At 65.0% G+C, this 23,847-nt stretch carries 22 protein-coding genes; 8 read left to right on the forward strand and 14 right to left on the reverse strand.

The window, feature by feature from the left end; genetic code table 11:
* Window positions 1-21: 21 nt before the first annotated feature.
* Both HND55_14630 and HND55_14635 read right to left on the reverse strand, forming a co-directional pair.
* The gene (locus HND55_14630; protein QKK03787.1) at window positions 22-978 is read right to left on the reverse strand and encodes a complex I NDUFA9 subunit family protein; all 957 of its coding nucleotides are present in this window, start codon (window positions 976-978) and stop codon (window positions 22-24) included.
* Window positions 979-1,017: 39 nt separating this feature from the next.
* Window positions 1,018-2,982 carry a transglycosylase SLT domain-containing protein gene (locus tag HND55_14635; GenBank protein QKK03788.1) on the reverse strand — a complete coding sequence of 655 codons (1,965 nt, stop codon included), beginning with the start codon at window positions 2,980-2,982 and terminating at the stop codon, window positions 1,018-1,020.
* On the opposite strand from HND55_14635, the gene HND55_14640 reads away from it, so the two are divergent.
* The gene (locus tag HND55_14640) at window positions 2,981-3,826 is read left to right on the forward strand and encodes a sulfite exporter TauE/SafE family protein (protein QKK03789.1); all 846 of its coding nucleotides are present in this window, start codon (window positions 2,981-2,983) and stop codon (window positions 3,824-3,826) included. The genes HND55_14635 and HND55_14640 overlap by 2 nt on opposite strands.
* On the opposite strand, the gene HND55_14645 is transcribed toward HND55_14640, so the two are convergent.
* The 3 genes from HND55_14645 to HND55_14655 form a co-directional block, all read right to left on the reverse strand.
* Entirely contained in the window at window positions 3,779-4,555 is a 777-nt protein-coding gene (locus tag HND55_14645; protein QKK04135.1) for an EEP domain-containing protein, read from the reverse strand. The genes HND55_14640 and HND55_14645 overlap by 48 nt on opposite strands.
* A 35-nt stretch (window positions 4,556-4,590) precedes the next feature.
* A complete protein-coding gene (locus HND55_14650; GenBank protein QKK03790.1) occupies window positions 4,591-5,301 on the reverse strand; it encodes a thiol:disulfide interchange protein DsbA/DsbL in 711 nt (236 codons plus the stop codon).
* Between the two features lie 86 nt (window positions 5,302-5,387).
* The gene (locus HND55_14655; protein QKK03791.1) at window positions 5,388-6,005 is read right to left on the reverse strand and encodes a cytochrome c4; all 618 of its coding nucleotides are present in this window, start codon (window positions 6,003-6,005) and stop codon (window positions 5,388-5,390) included.
* A gap of 78 nt (window positions 6,006-6,083) precedes the next feature.
* Between HND55_14655 and HND55_14660 the strand changes: the two genes are divergently transcribed.
* Window positions 6,084-6,704 (forward strand): YihA family ribosome biogenesis GTP-binding protein, encoded by a 621-nt coding sequence (locus tag HND55_14660; protein QKK04136.1) that lies wholly within the window; start codon window positions 6,084-6,086, stop codon window positions 6,702-6,704.
* On the opposite strand, the gene HND55_14665 is transcribed toward HND55_14660, so the two are convergent.
* Window positions 6,665-7,072, reverse strand: coding sequence for a PilZ domain-containing protein (locus HND55_14665; protein ID QKK03792.1), 408 nt, complete (start codon window positions 7,070-7,072; stop codon window positions 6,665-6,667). The two genes, HND55_14660 and HND55_14665, sit on opposite strands and share 40 nt — an antisense overlap.
* Window positions 7,073-7,147: 75 nt before the next feature.
* Between HND55_14665 and dusB the strand changes: the two genes are divergently transcribed.
* The gene (gene dusB, locus HND55_14670; GenBank protein QKK03793.1) at window positions 7,148-8,209 is read left to right on the forward strand and encodes a tRNA dihydrouridine synthase DusB; all 1,062 of its coding nucleotides are present in this window, start codon (window positions 7,148-7,150) and stop codon (window positions 8,207-8,209) included.
* A gap of 25 nt (window positions 8,210-8,234) precedes the next feature.
* Window positions 8,235-9,254, forward strand: a complete 1,020-nt coding sequence (gene hemB, locus HND55_14675; protein QKK03794.1) for a porphobilinogen synthase — start codon at window positions 8,235-8,237, stop codon at window positions 9,252-9,254.
* A gap of 123 nt (window positions 9,255-9,377) precedes the next feature.
* Here hemB and HND55_14680 read toward each other — a convergent pair whose 3' ends face one another.
* The gene (locus tag HND55_14680; GenBank protein ID QKK03795.1) at window positions 9,378-10,295 is read right to left on the reverse strand and encodes a hypothetical protein; all 918 of its coding nucleotides are present in this window, start codon (window positions 10,293-10,295) and stop codon (window positions 9,378-9,380) included.
* Between the two features lie 271 nt (window positions 10,296-10,566).
* Here HND55_14680 and aroE point away from each other — a divergent pair, with 271 nt between their 5' ends.
* Window positions 10,567-11,385 (forward strand): shikimate dehydrogenase, encoded by an 819-nt coding sequence (aroE, locus tag HND55_14685; GenBank protein QKK03796.1) that lies wholly within the window; start codon window positions 10,567-10,569, stop codon window positions 11,383-11,385.
* 1 nt (window position 11,386) lies between these two features.
* Here the strand turns inward: aroE and HND55_14690 are convergent, their stop codons facing one another.
* Genes HND55_14690 through HND55_14710 form a run of 5 tightly spaced genes read right to left on the reverse strand, consistent with a single transcriptional unit; the run spans window position 11,387 to window position 15,330 of the window.
* Window positions 11,387-12,196 (reverse strand): symmetrical bis(5'-nucleosyl)-tetraphosphatase, encoded by an 810-nt coding sequence (locus HND55_14690; GenBank protein QKK04137.1) that lies wholly within the window; start codon window positions 12,194-12,196, stop codon window positions 11,387-11,389.
* Window positions 12,197-12,204: 8 nt separating this feature from the next.
* Complete coding sequence (locus tag HND55_14695; protein ID QKK04138.1) at window positions 12,205-13,128, reverse strand: cation transporter; 924 nt, start codon at window positions 13,126-13,128, stop codon at window positions 12,205-12,207.
* Window positions 13,128-13,640, reverse strand: coding sequence for a dihydrofolate reductase (locus HND55_14700; protein QKK03797.1), 513 nt, complete (start codon window positions 13,638-13,640; stop codon window positions 13,128-13,130). The genes HND55_14695 and HND55_14700 overlap by 1 nt, the downstream gene beginning before the upstream one ends.
* Window positions 13,640-14,473 (reverse strand): thymidylate synthase, encoded by an 834-nt coding sequence (locus HND55_14705; GenBank protein QKK03798.1) that lies wholly within the window; start codon window positions 14,471-14,473, stop codon window positions 13,640-13,642. Before HND55_14705 ends, HND55_14700 begins: the two co-directional genes overlap by 1 nt.
* Window positions 14,470-15,330 (reverse strand): prolipoprotein diacylglyceryl transferase, encoded by an 861-nt coding sequence (locus HND55_14710; GenBank protein QKK03799.1) that lies wholly within the window; start codon window positions 15,328-15,330, stop codon window positions 14,470-14,472. Before HND55_14710 ends, HND55_14705 begins: the two co-directional genes overlap by 4 nt.
* A gap of 107 nt (window positions 15,331-15,437) precedes the next feature.
* On the opposite strand from HND55_14710, the gene HND55_14715 reads away from it, so the two are divergent.
* The 3 genes from HND55_14715 to HND55_14725 are packed head-to-tail and all read left to right on the forward strand — an operon-like array spanning window position 15,438 to window position 20,200.
* Window positions 15,438-17,486 carry a thioredoxin domain-containing protein gene (locus HND55_14715; protein ID QKK03800.1) on the forward strand — a complete coding sequence of 683 codons (2,049 nt, stop codon included), beginning with the start codon at window positions 15,438-15,440 and terminating at the stop codon, window positions 17,484-17,486.
* Window positions 17,487-17,523: 37 nt separating this feature from the next.
* A complete protein-coding gene (locus tag HND55_14720) occupies window positions 17,524-19,353 on the forward strand; it encodes an SLC13 family permease (GenBank protein ID QKK03801.1) in 1,830 nt (609 codons plus the stop codon).
* Complete coding sequence (locus HND55_14725; protein QKK03802.1) at window positions 19,337-20,200, forward strand: cobalamin-binding protein; 864 nt, start codon at window positions 19,337-19,339, stop codon at window positions 20,198-20,200. Before HND55_14720 ends, HND55_14725 begins: the two co-directional genes overlap by 17 nt.
* Before the next feature lie 81 nt (window positions 20,201-20,281).
* On the opposite strand, the gene HND55_14730 is transcribed toward HND55_14725, so the two are convergent.
* Together HND55_14730 and HND55_14735 are read right to left on the reverse strand one after the other, a co-directional pair.
* Window positions 20,282-22,747, reverse strand: a complete 2,466-nt coding sequence (locus HND55_14730; GenBank protein QKK03803.1) for an MMPL family transporter — start codon at window positions 22,745-22,747, stop codon at window positions 20,282-20,284.
* Window positions 22,740-23,804 (reverse strand): hypothetical protein, encoded by a 1,065-nt coding sequence (locus tag HND55_14735; GenBank protein QKK03804.1) that lies wholly within the window; start codon window positions 23,802-23,804, stop codon window positions 22,740-22,742. Before HND55_14735 ends, HND55_14730 begins: the two co-directional genes overlap by 8 nt.
* Window positions 23,805-23,847: the final 43 nt, after the last annotated feature.

Below are 23,847 nucleotides of genomic sequence, written 5' to 3' on the forward strand. Positions count from 1 at the left end.
CGCTCGTCATCCGGATTGCCGCTACGACTGCCCACGGCGCGCCTGACGACGGAAACGCTGGTAACGCTGCTGTTTGCCGCCATTGCCCAGCCAGGTCGGGGCCAGTTCAGCCAGCCCCCATGGACTGATCCCCAGCTCGCCAAAACCATTTCGGGCGCATACGCTGTCGAGTTTGAGCGACTTGTAGTTGTCGCTGGAAAATGGTTTGCCGGGCACCAGATCGAAGGCCAGTCCCTGGAGCCTGCCGAGCCAGTCGGGCAGACCGATCACGGCCCGGCGCAGACCGAGCCGGTCCCGCACCCAGCGAACCACCTCGATCAGGGTCCACGCCTCCGAGCCGCAAAGCTCGTAGGTCTTGCCGTAACTGCGCTCGTCGTCCAGCGCCAGCGCGAAGGCCTCGGTGACATCGCCCACGTAGACCGGCGCGAAGCGGGCCCGCGGGCGGGCCAGCGGCAGCACCGGAGAGATTCGCAGCAAGGTGGCAAAGCGGTTGAGGAAGCTGTCGTCGGGACCGAAAATCGTCGATGGCCGAAAGAGGGTCGTCATCAGCCGCCCGTCGCGCTGTGCCGCACGCACGCGCGCCTCGCCGCCGCCGCGCGTGCGCAGGTAGTGGCTATCGCCGCGTCCGGCATTGAGCGCGCTCATCTGCAGCAGTCGCCCGACGCCAGCCTGTGCACAGCACTCGATGACCGTCTCGACCAGCTCGACATGGGCGCGCCGGAACCCGGCGCCGCCGAAGCCGCGCTCGTTGAGAATCCCGACCAGGTTGATCACCGCGTCGTGTCCGCTGAGCTCCTGGCCCAGCGCGGCCGCATCGTGGGGGTCGAACTGCCGGATGCGGACTCCGGGCACCACGCGAAGCTGCCGGCATCCCGGAGCGTAGCGGGTGGCAATGGTCACGGCATGACCATCGCGGCTCAGGCGCCGGGCCAGGTGACCGCCGACAAATCCGGAACCCCCGAGCATCAGTATCTTCATTACCTTGATCCTCTCGTGTTGACAGGGTGGTGGCTGCTTCTACGGCGCACAAGCGAACGCAGCGGCCCCCGCCTGCGGCGCGATCTGTGCCGCAAGCAGCCGGGGCGGCCGCTGCAGCTGCCACTCGTAGATCGTGGCAAATGCCAGAACGCGCGGCACGTAGTCGCGTGTCTCATGATACGGCAGCGTTTCGATCCAGACATCCGCCTGACCATTCGGGCGCTCATCGAGCCAGCGCGTCGCGGCGCCGATGCCGGCGTTGTAGGCGGCCGCCACCGCCACCCAGTCACCGGAAAAGCGGCGCTCGAGTTCGGCCAGGTGTGCCACGCCCAGCGCCACGTTGACGGCCGGATTGCGCAGCGCTGAGGGGCCGGTGTAACTCAGGCCGTTGCGCGCAGCCACGGCGCGCGCGGTCGAGGGCATGAGCTGCATCAGCCCAATGGCGCCGGCCGGGGAGCGTGCATCAGGCTGCATGGCCGACTCGGCCCGCATCAGGCCATAGGCCAGCGCGGGGTCGATACCCCAGCGGCGGGCGGCCTCCAGCACGCGGCCTTTTTCGGCCAGCGGAAACCGCCACGGATAGGCGCGCGTGGTGCCGGCATCGTTGAACGCGCGAATGGCCAGATCGTGCCAGCCATGGCCGGCCGCCAGCAGCGCCGCCTGCTCCAGTTCGGCGGCCACCAGACGTCGGGCCACGCGTGCCCAGGTCTGCCGCGCGTGGTTGATCAGTCCGACATGGAACAGCTCCAGCGCGCGCTCGAATTCCGCGTCACGCATCAGGCGCCGCTGTATGGCCGCGTCGGCGGCCACGTCCTGCTCGCACAGATTCAATGGCTGACCCAGGCGGGCAGCGGCCAGGAATCCGTAATAGCTGCTCTCGGCGGCCAGCGAGGCAAACGCCACGAGCGCTTCCGGGCGACTCATTTCGGCCAGCGCCCGGCCGCGCCAGTAGCGCCAGCGCGAGCGGGCCTGATCCCGCAGCGGCATGGCCTGGATACTCGACAGCACATCCGGCCAGTCACCCTGGGCCAGTGCAGCCCGCGCCCGCCAGGCCATCATCTGCGCATCGCGCATCGTTTCGGGCAAGGCATCGATCGCGTCGATCGCGCCGGCGTCCAGCGCCACGGCGCGAAACAGGGCGATCTCGCGCTCGATGCGTTCGCGCCTGGCCGGGTCCAGCCCGAATCGATCGCGCAGTGAATGCCAGCGCGCCTCGGCGCGCGCCCAGTCTTCCCGAGCCAGCCGCTTGATGCCCCACGCCACCAGGGCCCGGGAACGATCATGGTCACGCCAGCGCCTGGCCTGCCGCAGCGTAGCGTCCGGACGGCTGTACATGGTCAGCCAGTGATCGGCCCAGGGGCGTTCGGTCGGCGGCAGATAACGCTTGAGATAACCGGCCAGCTGGTGCTCGCCGGCCTCAACGGCAAGCAGAAAGCGGCGCCAGGCGGTTTCCGGTGCCGGATTGCCCTGGCGCCGCCACCAGGCAAAGACGGCATCACAGGCATCAGGCTGTGACCGACCGACGGTCCACAAACCGGCCACCTCCTGCTCGAGCCCGTCGAGCCTGCCGGCGGCAAGCCGCGCACGCGCACGGTGGCACCGAACGCGGGTATCACTGACGCCATCGGCGTAACGCAGGAGCGTATCGTAAGCCCCGCGTTCGCCGAGGCTGCGCAGCCAGGCTGTCTGCAGACGCGAGGCGAACGACCAATGGCGGTAACGGGCCAGAAACCGCGCCACCATCGTTTCCGATAGCTGATCAATGCGCTGGCGGAAAAGCTCGAACTGAAGGTAGGGGGTCAGCGGATAGTCGTCGAGGCGGCCGATGGCCTCAACGATTCCGGACTGATCACCCTGCCCCGCAGCCGCCCAGCCGGCAAGGAAGATCTCGCGCTCACGTTCGCGCTGCACTGAATCGCCCGCACTCCAGGCGGCCACGCTGATGACAGCCCCCAGCACCGCGAGCACGGCCTGCGCCGCACGCGACCAGAACCCCGCTATCATGGTTGTCCTGTTCCAGCACTCATTGCGCCATCCGGTCATCAGCGGTCGACATCCCTTGCTCTCAATCACGCTCATTTTGCTGGCCATCGGGCTGGTGGCCGGCCTGCTCGCCGGCCTGCTGGGCATCGGCGGCGGTCTGGTCATCGTACCTGCATTGACCGCCTTGTTTCTGGTTCAGGATATGGCCCTCGATACGGCCGCGCCGATGGCGGTTGCGACTTCACTGGGGACCATGCTGCTGACCACCATCGGTGCCGTGTGGTTCCATCACGGCCGCGCAGCCATCGACTGGCGCGGCGCGTGGCGCCTCGGGCTGGCCGTGGCCGTCGGTGCAAGCGGCGGTGCCTGGCTCGCCTCGTCCGTACCGGGCAGCCTCCTGGCGCGCGTGTTTGCCGTCATTGCCGCGGTGATCGGCTTGCGCATGGCCTTCAATCCCGACCGTCCGGTCGTCGAGGCACGATCGCCCTGGCCACGTGGCTGGCCCCTGATGGGCCCGGCCATCGGCGGCATTTCGGCCATGATCGGTATTGGCGGCGGCACCTTCAACGTCCCCTATCTGGCGCGAAACGGCTACCCCATGGTGCAGGCGGTGGCAATGGCCAGCGTCTGCGCCTGGCCCATCGCGCTGGCCGGCGCGGCGATGTTCGCGCTGCTCTCGCCGGAGACCGCACCGGATCGCTGGACGGTCGGTTACCTGTGGCTGCCGGGCGTGGTCACGATCGGTCTCGGCGGCATGCTGGCCGCCCCGCTTGGCGCGGCCCTGGCCCATCGTCTGCCGGCCTCTCGGTTGCGCCGGCTATTCGGTGTGATGCTGGTAATCGTGGCGCTGCGAATGGCCTGGTAGCACCACATCGTCTCCAAGGTTGAGGGTCATTGCCAGCGGCCGGTGATCCGAATAGCTCACCGGCAATGCCCGCAGCTCGGCGATATTCATGTCAGCGGAGACCAGAATATGGTCAATGGCGCGCTGCGGATGCCAGGACGGAAAGGTCAGCACGTGCCGATCGGGATTGATCAGCCCGGCCTCGTCACAGAACCGCATCAGCTCGCGTGAACCCGGCGGCGTGTTGAGATCGCCCATCACGACCACATGCGGAAACTCGCGTACCAGCCCGGCTACGTAGCGCAGTTGTTGACCGCGAGCGCGGCGCCCGAGCGCCAGGTGCAGCACGACCAGATGGAGCGCGCGCTGGCTTTCACCGAAGCGCGCAACGATGGCGCCACGACCCGGAATCGCGCCCGGCAACCGATGCTCTTCGATGGCCGCCGGCTCGATCCGGCTGAGCAGCCCGTTGCCGGCGTGGGCGACGATGCCCACCTTGCGATTGCCCTGGTGATTCCAGTAGGGAAAGCGCGCGTGGGTTGCCAGATACTTGGCCTGATTGAGAAACCCGGACCGCAGGCTGCCGCAATCGACCTCCTGCAGCGCAACAATATCGTAGTCGCGAACCAGTTCGGCGATGGCGTCAAGATTGGCCACCCGCTGGTTGTTCGGCAACACCTGCCGCCAGCTGCGGGTAACATACTCACGGTACTTGCCGGTCGTGGTGCCGGCCTGAATGTTGTAGCTCAGCAGCCTGAGCTGCCGGCCTCGGCCGCTCACGGCGGCTAGCCGGATTCCGTCGCGGACTGTTCGTCAGCGGCTGGTCCGGCCTCTTCGGCTGCCTCCGACGCTTGGTTGGCGCCTTCGCCCAGTCCCAGCGCCTCGGCCTCACGCGCGACCAGGTAATCAACCACCTCCATCATCTCGTCGTAGCTGTTGAAACCACTGGGGCTGACCCGCCACTTGCCCTGAACGACAACCGTTGGTGTACCTCGAACACCGAATCCACGCACCTCGTTGCGGTTCTGACGCATGCTCGCATCAACCGCAAACGACTGCGCGGTATTCTTGAACGAGCTGGCCGACACGCCGTACTGCTCGTAGAACCCGGCGATATCATCGAAACTGCGCATCGACCGGCGCTCGTCGTGCACTGCCTTGAACAGCGCCTCGTGCGAGTCATCCAGCAGGCCCATGACTTCAGCGGTGTAGAAGGCACGCGCGAACAGGTCCCATCCGGGCTGCAGCGCCACCGGCAGCCGCTGCACTTCGACATAGTCGGGCTGATCAGCCTTCCAGGCCTCCATGACCGGCAGAAAACGACGGCAGGCCGGGCAGGGATAGGCGAACGCATCGGTGACCACCACCCGATCCTCGGGCGTGACCGTCGGCGTGCCAACACGATCGAAGTGCCGACCTTCCTGGAAGGGCTGGGCAGCCAGCGATGTCGATACCAGCACCAGGGCGGCAAAGACGGCTGTCGAGTAGTAGCGCATTCGAGTCTCCGAATTTTTAGGGGCTTGTGCGGCTGTCAGACCGGCTTGTCCGATGGCAAGTTCCATTGAGTATTGACGGGCCCGCTTCACCAGCGGTCCATGTGCAGGCCCTCGATGTAGCTGCTGACGGCCTCGATTTCCTCATCGGTCAGATTTCGGCTGACCGCGACCATGATCTGGCTGTAGGGGTCGTCCTCGCCGTTGTGCTCGCCGCCGCGGTACGCCTGCAGGCGTTTGGCGGTGTAGTCGGCGTGCTGTGCGCGCAGCACCGGAAATCCGGCACCGGGAATGCCGTTGCCGGCCGGACCGTGACAGGCGCCGCAGGCGGGCACGCCCGATTCGGCGTTGCCGGCCTGGTAGATCGACCGACCCAGTTCGGCCAGCGACTCGTCGGCCACGCCGGAAGACAAACTTTGCTGCTCGTAGAAGGCCGCGATGTCGGCCAGGTCCTGGTCGCTCATTCCCTGCACGATCGGGTACATCTCGGGCACGTTGCGCCGGCCGTCCCGTATGAGGATGGACTGGCGGGCCGCGTAGTCTGCGTGCTGACCGGCCAGCTTCGGCCAGATGGTCACCTGACTGTTCCCGTCCATGCCGTGACAGGAGGCGCATACGGCGGCCTTCTCCGCGCCGGCTTCGGGATCGCCGGCCGCCACCGCGATTAGCGGCACCAGGGCCGACAGCAACACCAAGATACGGACCATCTCCACGCTACTCCTGCTCAATGACTTGAACCTGATATTATCGCCTCTTGATCAAGGCTGTGCCAGTCCGTGAATCCAATTCGTCCATTGCTCGACCGAGCCGAATACCTGCTCAGTGTGCACACGCAGGCGCAACTGCCCCCTGATCGCGGCGTCGAGATTGCCATCGCGGGCCGCTCGAACGCCGGCAAATCGAGCCTGATCAACCGCGTTTGCCGACAGAAATCCCTGGCCCGCACCAGCCGCACGCCTGGCCGCACCCGCCAACTGGTGTTCTTCCGTCTCGACGAACAACGCCACCTGGTCGACCTGCCGGGCTACGGATTCGCCCGCGTCAGCGGTGATCTGCAGCGTCATTGGCAGGGCTTGATCCATGGCTACCTGTCACGCCGCAAGGCCCTGATTGGACTGATCATCGTCATGGATATCCGGCATCCGCTCAAGCCCGGGGACATCGATCTGATCAACTGGGCAGCCGCTCGCGAGCTGGGCCTGCACCTGGTCCTGACCAAGGCTGACAAGCTTGGGCGGGGCAAGCAGAAGGAGGCGCTGCTCAGATTGCGCGACACCGTCGACGACTCGGTCGGCGTTCAGCTGTTTTCAGCCACCACCGGGCAGGGGCGCGAGGAGCTGGAACAGGCCTTCGCGCGCTGGCTGCTTCAGCCAACCGCCCGCGCCGGCGCCAGTCCCGGCCAGTAATCGAGCTGCGTCAGCTCTCGATCGAGCAGTTCCAAATCCCCCAGGTTGTCGGCCACCAGGTCTTTCAGCGACTCGAAACTGTCGACATCGACTTCGACGAAGCGACAGGCCATGCGCATTGATTCCAGTCGCACCACGTCGACCACCACGCTGAACGCGATCTCGTCGCCCGCCAGTTCACCGCGGACTTCCAGCAGCAAACGGCCGTCGCCGGTCGGCAAATCAAGGTCACCGACCGGCTCGATCAGCGCCCCGTTAATGGAGATGTCAAGCAGGTCACAGAGATGGCGTTGGCCAGCGACGACCAGTTCACAGCGCGCATCGAAAGGAAAGCGGTGGAAACGGCGTCGCTCCGAGTATTTCTTCATGCGCTTTCCTCCCGGCAAGGCGCGTGGACCGTTGGCTGTCCCCCTGACCGAGCCATATCCATTCTACAATGCGTCATGCGTTCGGTAACAGCATCCATCCGCCCATCCGTCGGCGCGGCACTGCCGTCGGTCAGGATTGGCCGCCATTGCGTTGCGCCCGCACTGGGTCTGGCGCCGATGGCCGGTGTCACCGACAGTCCGTTCAGGCGACTGTGCCGCACGCTGGGGGCGGGGCTGGCAACCTCGGAAATGGTCGCCGCCAACCCGGCGCTGCGTCATACCCGCAAGTCGCTCGAACGCATCAGTCACGCCGGCGAACCCGGACCCATCAGCGTTCAGATTGCCGGCGCGTTGCCGCAGCAGCTGGCAGCGGCGGCACGCTACAACGTCGAGCGCGGCGCGGACATCATCGATATCAACATGGGCTGCCCGGCCAAGAAGGTCTGTCGCTTGTGGGCCGGCTCGGCGCTGATGCGCGACGAGCTGCTGGTCGCGCGCATTCTTGCCGCCGTTGTCGCGGCCGTCGAGGTGCCGGTCACCCTCAAGATCCGTACCGGCTGGGACCAGACGCATCGCAACGGCCTGTCCATTGCCCGCATTGCGGAGGATTGCGGTATCGCCGCGCTGGCCGTACACGGCCGCACCCGGGATCAGAAATACACCGGCCAGGCCGAATACGACACCATCGCAGAGATTGCTGCCGACGTCTCGATTCCGGTTTGGGCCAACGGTGATATCGACAGCCCGGAGAAGGCCCGGCGCGTGCTCGACTATACCGGCGCAGCCGGCGTTCTGATCGGGCGGGCCGCACAGGGCAGGCCCTGGATCTTCCGGGACATTGCCCATTTTCTCGCCACGGGTCAGCGCCTGCCCGAACCCACGCCCGGGGCCGTCTGCGCGATCCTGCTCGAGCATCTCGAAGCACTGTGCGCCTTCTACGGCGAATCACGCGGCGTGCGCATTGCCCGCAAGCACCTGGCCTGGTATGCCGGCAGTCAACCGGACAGCGCCACCTTTCGCGCAAGCATCAACCGCGCGCAAAGCGCGGCCGAACAGCGTCTTGCGACACGGGACTACTTCGCCTGGCTGGCCAGGGACGGCGGCGGGGGAGCCGGGTACGCGGCCAACGATCGGTAACGCTCAGACACAGCGCAACCGTATAATGGCTCGCGCGCCCACACGCTTTTCGGCCATGGCCTTTCCCTCGACCCGCCTGCGACGCAGTCGAACACATGCCTTCTCGCGCGCACTGGTCCGCGAGACAGGCCTGCATCCAGACCATCTGGTGCTGCCGGTTTTCGTGCTCGACCAGGCCGCCGGCAGCGAACCGGTGCCATCGATGCCCGGCGTCGAGCGCCTGGGCCGGGCCGAGCTGCTGGCCACGGCCGAGCGCTGTCTGATGCTGGGCGTCCCGGCCATTGCGCTGTTTCCCGTGGTACCGCCCGATCGCAAGACCGACGATGCCGCCGAGGCCTGGCGCGAGGACGGACTGGTCCAGAACAGCGTGCGCGCGCTCAAGCAGCGCTTTCCCGAACTCGGCGTCATCACCGATATCGCGCTTGATCCCTACACTCGCCACGGCCTCGATGGCGTCGTTGACAATGACGGCTACGTGGTCAACGACGAAACGGTCGGGATTCTGGTCCGCCAGGCGCTCAGCCACGCCGAAGCCGGCGCGGACGTCCTCGCCCCGTCCGACATGATGGACGGGCGGATCGGCGCCATCCGCAGCCGGCTCGAAAAAGAGGGGCATGTCAACACTCTGATCCTCAGCTATGCGGCCAAGTACGCGTCAAGCTACTACGGTCCATTTCGCGACGCCGTTGGCTCGGCGGCCAGTCTGGGCAAGGCGGGCAAGGACAGTTTTCAGATGGACCCGGCCAACAGCGACGAGGCGCTCAGGGAAGCACGGCTCGACCTTGAGGAAGGCGCCGACTGGATCATGATCAAACCGGCCCTGCCGTACCTGGACATCATCCGGCGGGTACACGACGCCTTCGGCGCGCCGACCTTCGCCTACCATGTCTCCGGCGAGTACGCCATGCTCAAGGCGGCCGCCGCGAACGGCTGGCTGGATCACGACAAAGCGTTGCTCGAGACGCTGCTATCGATCCGCCGCGCCGGCGCCAGCGGCATTCTCACCTACGCCGCTCTGGAAGCTGCAGCGCTGCTTACAGACTGAAAACCGACGCGAAAACCAGAGGCCGGACTGCGCCGCGCTGGCCGGAGCAGTCATGACCCGGGCGCAGCGAGACACGGTCAGGCCTTGAGGGTGGGCGTATCGCGATCGGGCAAGCCGGTCGGTCTATTCGACGCAACTAAGACCCTGGATGCCGGTCAGGCGAAAGACCGGTATCTCTCCAGCCGCAAACCCGTTCCCTTCGACCGGCACCCATTTGAACAGGCCCTCGTCGCAGCCGCTGAATGACAGGATCAACTGACCCCAGAGCGTTGCCTCCACATCCTCTTCTTCGAAATCCGGTGGAAACTTCGCACCTGCAGTCACCAGCGCATCGACTGAGATGACCAGACCATCGTGCTCACCCGTGCCCAACACCCACATCTGATTCCCGTCCTTGTCGTAGGTGTACCAGATGATGAGGGCCCGGTTGCCGTCGAGAATCTCTACACTCACACCATGGCCGGATTGACCGGGCAAGTACCACATGCCGGTATGGGCGGCGAGCACGGAAAAGCCCTCGTTGTCTGCCAGGGAAAAGCGCACATCGTCCCAGCGAGCAATCGAATCATTCTGCGAGCCACTGTCAGAAGTCTCGACACCCAGCATCACTTGGGCAAAGTGCGTATCCTCAGGCGCCGTGAACTGTCCTTCGATGTCATGCCACTGGTCGGTGGGGTCATCAGGAGACGTGCCCGCATAATTGCTGAATCCCGTGGCCCACTGATTCTCATCGAGCCACCTGATCACCAGCGTGGCTGCCCGCGCCTCTGAAGCGCCGATCACCTTGGCGGCGGCGGTTATAGAATAGGTTTCGCCTGCCTGAATCGGTACGGGAGCATGCGCGGTGGTACTGACACCGCCGTTGTTGAAGTTGTCGCTGACCTGGAGCGATCCCGGCGCCGTGCTGCCGTCGTCACCGACCCATGTCACCTCGTTATCGTTCGAGCTGTCCGGCTCCCAGCCACTGATATCGCTGTCGAATGTGCCGTTGGTGACAAGGTTCTGCGCCACCGCAGGCTGGAACAACAGCGCCAGAAGCATGGCCAGGAATACTTTCTTCATCTTTTCTCTCCCTCGTTGAGGCTATGAGAATACGACCGAAAACGCCTGGTTACAAGACTCTCTCAGATGCTGCCGCATCGGCATACTTCGTGTTGATGCTCGCTAGCGGGAAGCGGCTTTTGCCCGTATCATGCCGGGCCGGGATGACCCGGTCTGGCGCTATGGGTGCGAGAGATGACAGCGGGAGCCGGCCCGGCAGCGGGCAGGGCGATTGGCGTTGCCCGGACCAGATCGACAATCAGAGCAAACGATGATCAAGCCGTCAATCTGCAAACTGGCCCTGTTTGGCAACCCGGTGTCGCACAGCCTGTCGCCGCGCATTCATCAACTGTTTGGCGAACAGTTCGGCATGAGCATCGACTACCGCGCCATCGAGTGCGGCATCGATGCGCTACCGGCCGAGCTGGACGCATTTCGCGCCTCCGGGGGCATCGGCGTGAACCTGACCGTGCCGCTCAAGGCGGTCGGCCTGAGTGTGTGCACCGAGATCGATATCAACGCACGCCGCGCTCGGGCCGTCAACACGCTGCGCCGAAGCAGCGAGCGCTGGCACGGATTCAACACCGACGGCGGCGGCCTGCTGTACGACTTCGACCGCTGCAACATCGATCTGATCGGCCGGCGCATTCTGATCATCGGTGCCGGTGGGGCGGCGGCGGGCATTATCGGCTCGCTGCTGGAGCGCGGGCCGGCCGAAGTGTGCATTGTCAACCGCACGATCGAGCGCGCCGAGCGATTGACCGATCGCCACGCCCATCTGGGACCCGTCCACGCCGCCGGCCCTGACATGCCCGGCCAGCAGAACTTCGACCTGGTCATCCAGGCAACCAGCGCCGGTCATGGCCAGGCATTGCCGCCGCTGCGCCGATCCTGGCTGTCAGCACGAGCCTGTGCCTGGGATCTCAACTACGGTGCGGCTCACCAGCCCTTCGCCGAGTGGTGCAGGGCTCAAGGCCTGACGGTCCACGACGGCCTGGGCATGCTGGTCGGGCAGGCGGCACTGGCATTCGAAATCTGGACCGGAAATCGTCCGGACCCGACGCCGGTCATGACTGCTCTGGCCGGCTGATTCAGCGCGACCGGCAGTCGACGGATTCGATGCGGCGGGCCTGGCCGTCGATAATCAGCGCGGTCAGCGCGCCACCCCAGACGCAGCCGCTGTCCAGACAGGTGACCCGCTCATCCTGGTACAAGCCGAGCAGCGACCAGTGGCCGAAAATGATGTGCCAGCCCGTCCAGTCGGCATGCAGGTGCTCAAACCAGGGGCGGAATCCACGGGGTACGTTGTCCGGGCTGCCCTTGGATTCGAGATCCAGCCGCCCGTCGCGGTCGCAGAAGCGCATGCGCGTGAACACGTTGGTGATCGACCTCAGACGCTTGTGGTGAGGCTGGCCGGGCCGCCATCGGCGCGGACGGTCACCGTACATGTGGTCAAAGAAATGAATCGCATCCTGGGCCAGCGCGTACTCGACCTCGCGCGCCCTGATTTGGGCGGTTTTCGGACCCCAGCGCGGATCGACACCGGCATGAACCAGGACCAGCCGGCGACGGTTGCTTTTCCACATCAGCGGCTGCCGTCGCAGCCAGCCCAGCAGTTCGGCGGCATCGGGCGCGTCCAGTACCCGGTCAAACTCCTTGTTGCGTTTACCCCCGCGCGGGCGCCCGCAGGCATAGGCCAGCAGATGCAGATCATGGTTGCCCAGCACGCTCATCGCGCTGCCGCGCAGCGAATGGACAAGGCGCAGGGTTTCAAGCGACTGACCGCCGCGATTGACCAGATCGCCGGCCAGGCGCAGCCGGTCGGCTGACGGGTCGAATCTCACCCGGTCAAGCAGGCGCCTGAGCGGATCCAGGCAGCCCTGCAGATCACCGATGAAGATCTGCCGCTTCAAGAGCCGGTCCGGTCCTGGCGAAACGGTGCCACGCTGACGACCACATCGCTGACTTCGGTCGACTCGTCGAGCAGGGTGCGACGCACGCGCGCGGCAATGCGATCGGCCTGCGCCAGCGACAGATCCGGGTCGAGCAGGATGCGCACGTCCATGACGATTCGGCCACCCATGCGCCGGGTGCGCAGGTCGGCCAGGTCGCATACGCCATCGACCTGGCGAATCCGGATTTCCAGCTCGGCCTGCTCGCGCGGCGGCGCGGCGGTGTCGACCAGCTCGATCAGGGCCGAGAGCGCGAATCGCCCACCCATCCAGCCAACCATCAGCGCCACCACGATGGCGGCCACTGCGTCCAGGCTGGTCACCCCGAGCATCACCCCGCCAACCCCGGCAATCACGATCAGCGACGACAGCGCGTCGGAGCGATGGTGCCAGGCGTTCGCCGCGATCAGCATCGAGCGGGTCTGGCGCGCGATGACCCGCGTGTAGTGATAAAGCACCTCCTTGGCGAGAACCGACAGCAGGGCAGCCGACAGGGCCAGCCAACCGGGGTTGAGCAAGCGCTCGGGAGAGAGCAGCCGCAAAATGGCATCCACGACAAAGACCACCGCGACACCGAGCAACAGCAGTCCGACAACGGCGGTCGCAACGGTTTCAATCCGCTCATGACCGTACGGATGGTTCTCATCGGGCTCGATCGAGCCCCAGCGTGCGGCGCCAAGCACGACCGCGTCACTGACCAGGTCGGACAGCGAATGGACGCCGTCGACAATCAGCGCCTGGGAATGCCCCAGCACGCCGGCGACGATCTTGCCGAGCGCCAGCGCCAGATTGATCACGGCACCAACCAGCGTGACCCGTCGCTTGGCGGTCCAGTCGCTGCCGGACTGCGTTTCGCCTGCCGGGCTTTCCCTGCCCTCCATCATCGCTGCTCACTGTCCGTTGCGCTGCGTCGCAGGCTGCAGAAGACCAGCCGGTGGGGATTGCACCGGTCAGCCGGTCTGGCGGTCATCGCCGCCAGCTGCCAGTCGTCGTCTGACCAGCTCGGGAAGCGCACGTCGCCATCGATCACGGCATCGATCAGGGTCAGTTCCATGCGGTCAGCTCGCACGATTGCATGGCGGTAGATCTCACCCCCGCCGATCACCATGACCGACTCACCACCGGCCGTCGCCAGGGCCTGGTCAAGGCTGCCGGCCAGGATCACCCCTCCGGGCAATCGCGGTTGGCTGCGGCTGATGACGATGTTGCGGCGTCCGGACAACGGCCGGCCGATTGACTCGAAGGTGCGGCGACCCATGACCACCGGATGACCCAGCGTAATCGCCTTGAAATGACCGAGATCGGCCGGCAGGTGCCAGGGCATGGTCCCGTCGCGCCCGATCACGCGATTGCGCGCCATGGCGGCTACAAGCACAACTTCAGGCTGAGCCATCAGACCGCGATCGGCGCTCTGATCGGCGGGTGCGCCCGGTAGCCAAGCAGCTCGAAGTCGTCAAACTCGAAATCCCCGATATGCCGGCGCTGCGGATTCAGACGCATGGCCGGTAGCGGAAACGGCTCGCGCGAGAGCTGCTCATCGACCTGCTCGAGATGGTTGGTATAAACATGGGCGTCCCCAAGCGTGTGGACCAGCTCGCCGGGCAGCAGTTCGGTGACCTGCGCCACCATCAGCGTCAGCAGCGCGTAGCTCGCAATGTTGAACGGCACGCCAAGAAAGCAGTCGGCCGAGCGCTGGTAGAGCTGACAGCTGAGACGGCCGTCGGCCACGTAAAACTGGAACAGGCAGTGACACGGCGCCAGCGCCATGCGGCCGGCCCGGGCATTGTCCGGCGGCGAGACCGATTCATCGGGAAGATCGGCCGGATTCCAGGCTGACACGACATGGCGACGGGAATAGGGACGCTGGCGGATCTGTTCGATGACCGCACTGAGCTGATCGATGCGGCGACCGTCCGGTGCAGGCCAGGACCGCCACTGCGCGCCGTAGACCGGACCCAGGCTGCCGCTATCGTCGGCCCATTCATCCCAGATGGTAACCCCGTGGCGCTGGAGGTAATCGATCCGCGTATCCCCGCGGATAAACCACAGCAGTTCGTGGATGATCGACTTCAGGTGCAGCTTCTTGGTGGTCACCAGCGGAAAGGAGTCGGCCAGGCCGAAACGCATCTGGTAGCCGAAAACGCTCAGTGTGCCGGTTCCGGTACGATCGCTGCGGCGCCGGCCGTGGTCGCGCACGTGGCGCAGCAGATCGAGGTAGGTGTTCATGACCGTCCCCGATAGGCCCATACCATCAGCGCAACGCCGGCAACCAGCATCGGTAGCGACAGCACCTGACCCATGGTGACCCAGTCGAAGGCCACGAAGCCCAGATGCGCGTCGGGTTCGCGGAAAAACTCCGCGATACTGCGAAACAGCGCGTAACCCACCAGAAATGCGCCGCCCACCGCTCCGGTCGGGCGCGGGCGTGCCAAGAACAGCCACAGGATGATGAACAGGGCCAGCCCTTCCAGCGCTGCCTGGTAGAGCTGGGAGGGGTGGCGGGCAAACTCGTCGAGCGCGCCGGACAGATACTGCTGGTAGAGCGTCTGGGTGACCCCGCTGTCGGCCGGCACCGATGATGGAAAGATCATCGCCCAGGGCACATCGGTCTTGCGGCCCCACAGTTCCCCGCCAATGAAGTTGCCCAGTCGACCGGCGGCCAGACCGAGCGGAACCAGCGGCGCCACGAAGTCGGCCAGACGCAGAAACCCGCAGCCGAGGTGGCGGCCATAGGCCCAGATCGCCACGATAACCCCGATCAGACCGCCGTGGAAACTCATGCCGCCGTCGCGGATGCGAAACACGAACAGGGGATCGGCCAGCAGTTGGTCAAGGCCGTAGAACAGGACGTATCCGAGGCGACCGCCGACAACCACGCCGAGCACGCCCCAGAACAGGAGATCACCAACCCGATCCGGCGACAGCGGCGCATCCTCACGCCGGGCACGCAGGCGCCCAAGCAGCCAGAAAGCGCCGAAAGCGACGAGATACATGAGGCTGTACCAGTACACGGCAAAACCGAAGATCTCGAACGCCACCGGATCGATCTGGTGGAAGTAGTAACTCGATGCGGTCTGATTCATGGTTCCGGATTATCGCAGATGCCCAGCGCTCCTGCGACGCCGGGATCACGACCGGCTGAACGCCCGATGCCTTACCATGGCGCTGCACTCTGACCATCCCTGCAGCCATGAACGAAAACCCGGTCGTCAACCGCCTGTCCGAGGCGCTCAGTCCCTACCTGCTTCAGCACGCCGGCAATCCGGTGGCTTGGCAGCCCTGGGATCGCGAGGCCCTGGCCATGGCGCGCACGCTCGACAAGCCGATTCTGCTGTCGATCGGCTACAGCGCCTGCCACTGGTGTCACGTCATGGCGCATGAATGCTTCGAGGACGATGACATCGCGGCACTGATGAACGCGCATTTCATCAATATCAAGGTCGACCGGGAAGAGCGGCCGGATCTCGATCGCATCTACCAACTGGCTCACCAGCTGCTGACCGGTCGCGGCGGCGGCTGGCCGCTGACGGTGTTTCTCGACCCGGCCAGCCAGGCGCCGTTTTTCGCCGGCACCTACTTTCCGCCGCAGCCGCGTCACGGCATGATCGCGTTCGGTGATCTGCTCGGGCGAATCCACCAGATCTGGTCGACCCGGCGCGACGAACTGCGCGCCCAGCATCTCCAGGTCCAGGAGGCATTGCAGGCGATCGCGGCGCCGCGACCGGGTGGCAGTGACGACCTGCAGGCCGCCCTGGACTCTCTCGCTGCCCAAGCCCATGCACACTTCGATCGCGACAACGGTGGCTTCGGGGCCGGTCCGAAATTCCCGCAGGCACCGCTGCTGGCCGCGTTGGCCGAAATCGGCGGTGAGCAGTCGGCACAAATGCTGGGCGACACCCTCGATGCCATGGCCCGCAACGGCCTGCACGACCATCTCGGCGGCGGCTTTTTCCGCTACTGTGTCGACGCTGTATGGGAGATTCCGCACTTCGAAAAGATGCTTTCCGACAACGCTTTGCTGCTGCGACTCTACGCCGAGGCCGCGCAGCGATGGAACCGTCCGGACTTGCGCGAAGTCTGTAAACGCCTGGTCCAATGGCTGCAAGCCGACATGGCGCTCGAGGGCGGCGGTTTCGCGGCCAGTCTGGATGCCGACAGCCACGATGGCGAGGGCGCCTATTATGTGTGGACGCGCAAGGAGGTCAGCGAACGCCTGATCCGCGACGAAGAGGCGCTGTTCAGCGCGCGCTTCGGTCTGGACGGCCCGCCCAACTTCGAAGGCCGGCACTGGCACCTGGTCATCGCCCGCTCACGCGGCGAGCTGGTCGAGCAAGGTCTGGACGAAGATGAGCTGGACCACCGCCTGGAATCGGCGCGAAAGCGCCTGCTGGCGGTCCGGAACAAGCGCCCGGCACCGGGCCGAGACGACAAACTGCTGGCTGGCTGGAACGGTCTGGTCATCGAGGCCCTGGCTGTCGCTGGCCGGCTGCTTGGACGCGAGGACTGGCTCGAGCTGGCGGCTGTCGCGCTCGACGCCGTCGCCGTCAGGTTGTTCGGCCACGAACCGCCACGGGCCGTATGGCGCAACGAGCGCAGCGCCCAGACCGCGTTGCTCGATGACCACGCCAACGCATTGTGCGCCATTCTGGACATGCTCGCCTGGCGCTTCGAGATGCGCTGGTTCAACCTGGCCAGCCGTCTCGCCGGACGCATCATGGATCAGTTCATTGACCCGGAACGCGGCGCGCTCTACCTGACGCCGCGCGACTACGAACCGCTGCTGACCCGGCCCCTGGCACACGCCGACGATGCCACCCCGGCCGGCGCCGGACAGGCCGCGCTTGGGCTGAGCCGGCTGGGCCATCTGTCCGGTCGAATCGCCCTGGTCGACGCGGCGCGGGGCGTCATCGAGGCCGCCAGCGGCGATATCGCCCGTTCGCCCATGGCCCACGCGACCCTGCTGCGTGCCTGGCAGGCCATCGAGCAGCCCAGACCCCAGGTCCTGCTCGCAGGCCCGGACCATCCCGTCGCCGACTGGCATCGACAACTGACCGCCGATCCGCGGCTTGACGTCTACCGCCTGCCGCCGGGTCTTCCGGTCGAGGATCTGCCGGAGCAACTGGCAGAGCTGGCAGTGCGCGACCAGGCCACTGCCGTGACCTGCCTCGGCCGGCGCTGCCTGAGCCCGGTTCACACATTCGCCGATCTCGAGGCCAGTCTGGCTGATTCGACCAACTGACGCCAACCGGTCGGAATCCGCGTAGAATCCGCAGTCTATGAGCCTGGCGTTACCCAATTACCATGCACTCGGCGTACTGATCCTGGTGCTGCTGGCCCTGGTGCTGTTCTCGCGCGACCGCATTCCGCTCGAGACCACCTCACTGGTCGTGCTGGTGATTCTGACGGTGGGATTCCAGCTCTTCCCCTACAGCAGCCCGGACGGACGCGAACTCAGCCCGACCGATTTCTATCTCGGATTCGGTCACCAGGCGCTGATTGCCGTGTGCGCCCTGATGATCCTCGGTCATGGCTTGATTCGTTCCGGCGCGCTGGAGCCAGTCGGGCGCCTGCTGGCGATTTCCTGGCGCAGGGCGCCTGCTTTGTCGCTGCTGGCCACTTTGCTGGTGTGCGCCGTGCTCAGCGCATTCATCAATAACACGCCGATCGTCGTGATGTTGCTGCCGATCCTGCTCGGGGTTGCACTGCGCACCGGACATTCGCCTTCAGGCATGTTGCTGCCGGTCGGCATGATCAGCATCGTCGGCGGCATGGCCACGACTATCGGCACCTCGACCAACCTGCTGGTGGTCAGCGTTGCTGCGGATATGGGCGTGGCGCCCTTTCGGATGTTTGATTTCATCATTCCAGCCGCGATCGCGGGGACCGTGGCGCTACTCTACCTGTGGCTGCTGGCGCCGCGGCTGCTGCCGCAACGACCGGTTCCCATGCAGTCGACGGTCAAGCGTCTCTATACCGCCCAGATCCGGCTTGCACGCGGCAGCGACGCGGTCGGCCTGACGCTGGCCGAGGCCATCGAGCGATGCAACGGCGAGCTGAAGATCGAGAAGATACAGCGCGGGCCCGGCGTGTTCGTCACGCCCCTGCCCGACGTCAAGCTCAAGGCCGGCGACCGCATCACAACCACCAACACCCAGGACAATCTGCGCGAGTTCGCGCATGTGCTTGGCGGCAAGCTGTTTTCCGGCGATGTCGAGGTCGACGACGCCCATCCGCTGGGTCCCGGTGACCAGAAGATCGCCGAGGTGGCGGTGACGCCACAGTCGCGGCTGCTCGGCTCACGTATCAGCGAAGCCAGGTTGCTGTCGCGCTATGGTCTGCGCCTGCTGGCCCTGCACCGCTTCAACCGCGAAGAGCAAACGCGCAGCACGGGCCTGGACAATACCGTGCTGCGCTCGGGTGACGTGCTCCTGGTGCAGTCGTCATCTTCGCGACTGGATCAGCTCAAGGACGGCGGTGACCTGCTGGTGCTCGATGGTTCGGTCAATCTACCCAAGACCAGCAAGGCCCCTGTGGCGCTGTCGATCATGTCCGGCGTCGTGATCATCGCCGCTTTCGGAGTGCTGCCGATTGCCCTCAGCGCCGTATGCGGCGTACTGGCGATGCTGCTTACCCGCTGCCTGAACTGGAAGGAAGCGATGAACGCGCTGTCGATCCAGGTGGTGATGATCATTGTCGCCTCGCTGGCCCTGGGCGCTGCGCTGATGCGCACCGGGGGCGCAGACTGGCTGGCGCAGGTGTTTTTGAGCGCCAGCTTCGGGGTTCCGTCCTGGGCCATTCTCGGAGGCCTGATGCTGGCCATGGCGGCTTTGACCAACGTCGTATCCAACAATGCCGCCGCCGTCATCGGAACGCCGATCGCCATCAGTCTGGCGCAGCAGCTGATGCTGCCGGCAGAACCGTTCGTTCTGGCGGTGCTGTTCGGCGCCAACCTCAGTTTTGCCACACCGATGGCCTATCAGACCAATCTGCTGGTCATGAACGCCGGCGGCTACAAGTTCAATGATTTCGTCCGTGTCGGGCTGCCGCTGATGATGCTGCTGTGGGCCGTGCTGACCCTGACGCTGACCTATGCCTACCGGATTTAGTCGCTTCCGGCCCCTGCTGGTGCCCGTACTGGTCGCACTGCTGTTGACCGGCGCAAGAACCACATACAGCGACTCCGGCCCGCGAGTGATCAGCCTGGCACCCCATCTGACCGAGCTGGTTTTCGCCGCCGGTGCCGGCGATCGACTGGTCGGCGTGATCGCCCACAGCGACTGGCCGCCGGAAGCCGGGCAGCTGCCGCGAATCGGCGACGCGTTTCGCCTGGACATGGAGCGCATCGTCGCCCTCGAACCGGATCTGGCCCTGGCCTGGCAAGGAGGCACGGCGCTGGCCGCCGCGAATCACCTGGAGCAGTTCAGTATCGAGCTGGTCTGGATCGACATCCGCCGGCTCGACCAGATCGCCGACGCCATCGAGCAGATCGGCAACCGGCTCGGCACACCGGTGGCTGCGCGCCAGTCGGCCTCAAGCTTCCGCGATCGCTTGCGGTTGGTGCCGCAGGCGGGCACCGATGAGCAGCGCGTCACCGTGTTCTACCAGATCTCGGCCCGGCCGCTGTACACCCTGGGTGGCCGACACCTCATCAACGAGATCTTCGAGCGCTGCGGGGCGCGCAATCTGTTCGCGGAACTCGACACCGAAGCGGCTGTGGTTGACCGTGAGGTCGTGCTGGCGGGCCGGCCGGACCTGGTGCTGGCTGGAACCGAGGGTCGCGACAATCCGGTCAGCGACCCGCTGGAGCACTGGCGGCAGGCGGCGTCACGGCACGACTGGTCGCCTCGGCTGGCAACCATTGATGCCACCCGGCTGATGCGCCCGACACCGCGCATTCTCGAGGGTATCGAGCAGGTCTGTGCGCTGACTCGGGCCATTCCGACCGCGCGCTGAGTTCAGGCTGCCTGCGGCTCCAGCCTGCTCATGACACCGCCGGGCGGTGCATTCGGTCCCTTCGACGGTGCCGGTATTCGCTCAAGCTGTTTCGCGGCCTTCGCGCCAGCCAAGCAGCACGCGGGCCAGGGCGGGCAGCAGCAGCATTGCGCCGATCATGTTGAAGATGAACATGAAGCCGAGCAGGATGCCCATGTCGGCCTGGAACTTCAGTTCGGAAAACAGCCAGGTTCCGACACCGACCGCCAGGGTAATGGCGGTAAAGAACACCGCTCTGCCGGTCAGGCGCAAAGTGCGGAAATAGGCATCATCCAGGCTCAGACCGTCGGCCATGAAGGCGCGCATGCGGCTGAAGATATAGATGCCGTAGTCAACACCGATGCCAACGCCGAGCGCGACAACGGGCAGGGTATTGACCTTCAGGCCGATCCCCAGATAAGCCATCAGCGAGTAGGCCAGGTAGCTGACCAGTACCAGCGGGAGCACAATGCAAAGCGTGCCCAGCACGGTGCGGAAGGTAATCAGGCACAGCACGATGATCGCGGCATAGACGTAGATCAGCATCGGGGTCTGGGCAGCCGCCACTTCCTGGTTGGTCGCGGCCATCACGCCGACGTTACCCGTGGCCAGTCGAAACAGCAGTGGCGGATGATCGCCGTCTTCCGGCCAGTGACCGTGCGCCGTCTCAGCCGGCGGCTCATAGCCCAGTCGCTCTATGGTGATCTCGTCTTGCAGCTCGTGGGCGCGCTTGACCACGCGGTCGATCGTCTCGGCGCGATGATCTTCGGTAAACACCATCACCGGCATCGCGCTGCAGTCCCGATTGAGCAGGCCGGAGTCCGTTTCGATGTTCTGCAGGCTTTGCCGGAGCACGAACTTGTTGCGCGGTAAAACCTGCCAGCGGAGATTGCCCTCGTTCCAGCCAGCGGTAATCAGCTTGGCGACCATGGGCAGGGAAATGACCTGCTGCACGCCCTCGACATTGCGAATGTGCCAGGCGAAGCGATCAATCGCATTCATGACCTCGAAAGACTCGGTGCAGGCGCCGGCTTCAGTCTGAGCGATGACGCTGATCACGTCCGTTCCCAGCGAAAACCGATCCGCAATCAGGCGCGCATCCTGATTGTAGCGGGCGTCTTCACGCAGCTCCGGCACGCCCGGTTCGGAATCCCCGATCTTCATGTCCTGAGCCTTGACCCAGGCCAGCGCAAAAAGGACCACACCGACAACCAGCGCCGATATCGCGACGCCGCGGCGAGTGAAGCGCGCGATCAGATCCCATACCGGGCTGGGACGCTGGCTGTGCTCGTACTGCTTGCGCCGCTTCTTGTCCTCGTTGCGCAGGCGCACGTAGGAAAGCAGGACCGGCAACAGCAGCAGGTTGGTGAAAATGATGACAGCGACGCCGATACTGGCGGTAATGGCCAGTTCCTGAATGATCTGGATATTGATCAGCAGGATGGTCAGAAAGCCAATCGTATCGCTGAGCAGGGCAATCGATCCGGGCGCCAGCAGGCGTGCAAACGTCGCCTTGGACGCATCGAGGCTGGAAACCGGTTTCACCTCCTCGAGCGGGATGCCGTCCTGTACCATGCCGATCGGTGAATGACCGCCGAACAGCTTTTCGGCGTTCCACCCGCTGATCATCTGAACGCCATGGCTGACGCCGATGGCGAACACCAGAAACGGCGTCAGAATATTCATCGGGTCGATGCCATAGCCCATCAGGCTCAGCAGGCCAAGCTGCCAGATGACGGCGGTGACCGAGCAAACCAGCGGCAGGACGGTCAGCCAGAGCGAGTGAGAATAGGCCAGCAGCAGGATCGCGGTAATCAGGAACGCCAGGCCGAAGTAAACGACGACGCCACGCGCGCCATCGGCCACATCGCCGACAATCTTGGCAAAGCCGATGATGTGTACGGTATGCCCGTCTTTCTCGAATTCCGTGCGAATGGCTTCCAGGCGCTTGGCGACATCCTGGTAGTCCAGGGTCTCGCCGGTCGACGGATCTTCCTCGAGCAGATTGGCCCAGACCATGGCGCCCGAAAAATCCTCGGCCACGAGACGACCGACTTCACCGGACTTGATGATGTTCGAGCGCACCGTATCGAGCATCTCGGGCGTCGGCGAGAAATCGGCCGGGATGACGTTGCCGCCGGCAAACCCGTCCTCGACGACCTCGACGAATCGAACGTTGGGGGTAAAGATGGAGCGAACGCTGGCACGATCGACACCCGGCACAAAGAACACCCGGTTGCTGACCTGCTCGAAGGCGGAGAAAAACGCCGGCGTGAACATGTCGCCGTCTTCTGCCATCAGCGCAACCATGATGCGGTTGGCGCCGCCGAATTCCCGCTCATAGTCCAGGAAGGTCTGCATGTAGGGATGCTCGAGCGGCAACTGCTTCTTGAAGCCCGCATCGACACGCAGCTGCAGCGTGGAGTACACCATCACCGCCGTTCCGACAACAAAAAGCAGCAGGATCAGGGGTCGAATACTGAAGACGAAATTGCTGATTCGGCGCGTCAGCGTGCTGGCTTCACTCATGTTTCAGTCCATCCTCTCCGGCCAGTATCATGCTGCCGTCACTGGTATAGGCAATCGCGGCATAGTCGCTGCCCAGACGGTCCTCACTGACCGAGAAACGCCCGCTCTGCGGATCGTAAGTAAGCACGGTGGCCGCCGCCCCCACCATCACCGGGCGTCCGTCCGGGTCGAGCGCGCCGCCCATCAGATTCGACTGCACACCGCTGTCGAGCAACTGCCAGTCGTCGCCGAAATTGCGCGTCAGCTGCACGTTGCCGCGCAGTCCGAATGCCAGCACGCCATCGAAGATCGGCAGCAGGCCGAACATCGATCCGGGGTATGGAAAACGAAAACTCTCGAAGCTCTCGCCCTGATCGCTGCTGCGAAATCCGTAGCCGCGCTCGCCGGCAACCATGAGCCGCCCGTTCATCGCCAGGATCGCGTTCAAGTGACACTCCAGGAATTCGTAGCAGCCACGATCGAAATCCTCTGAGGCGTCATAGAGTTCGTCTTCCCAGTCCGCCAGGGTGTCCTCATCGGTCTCGGCGTGCTCTGCTTCGGCAGCAGCCGCTTCTTCCCAGTCGATCGCTTCGGAAACCAGCAGATCGGCCATGTCTTTGGCCGTCCAGGTGCGACCACCGTCGGTGGTTGTCATCACCAGCCCGTATGCACCCACCGCAAGACCTTCGTTAGCGGTAAAGAAATGCACGTCGAGCAGCGGCTTTTCCCAGTCGGGCGCGAAGTGCTGCAGCTGCCAGGTGCGTCCGAGATCGGAACTGTGAATGATGGTTGTATCGTGACCGACCGCCCACAAACGCCCGCCGACAAAGGCAACCCGGGTGAGCGTTGACCGTACCGGGACGGACTCGGCCTGTTCCCAGTCCTGACCGTTGCGTGAAATCAGCACGTGCCCCCGTTCACCCACGGCCACGTAGCGCTCACCGGCCCGCTCCACGTCCAGGATCAGGGACTGGGCAGCCAGGGCGGCGGGTTCAGCCGGCTTCGGTTCGACGGACTGGGCTGCAGCCAGCAGCGGCAGCAGGCCGACAGCCAGCGCAAGCGACAGGTGGAATCTCATCAGGCCTCTCTCCCGAACAACGGGGCCGACCCGCGGTCGGCCC

The sequence above is a fragment of the Pseudomonadota bacterium genome (assembly GCA_013285445.1).
Taxonomy (GTDB): Bacteria; Pseudomonadota; Gammaproteobacteria; order Xanthomonadales; family Wenzhouxiangellaceae; genus Wenzhouxiangella.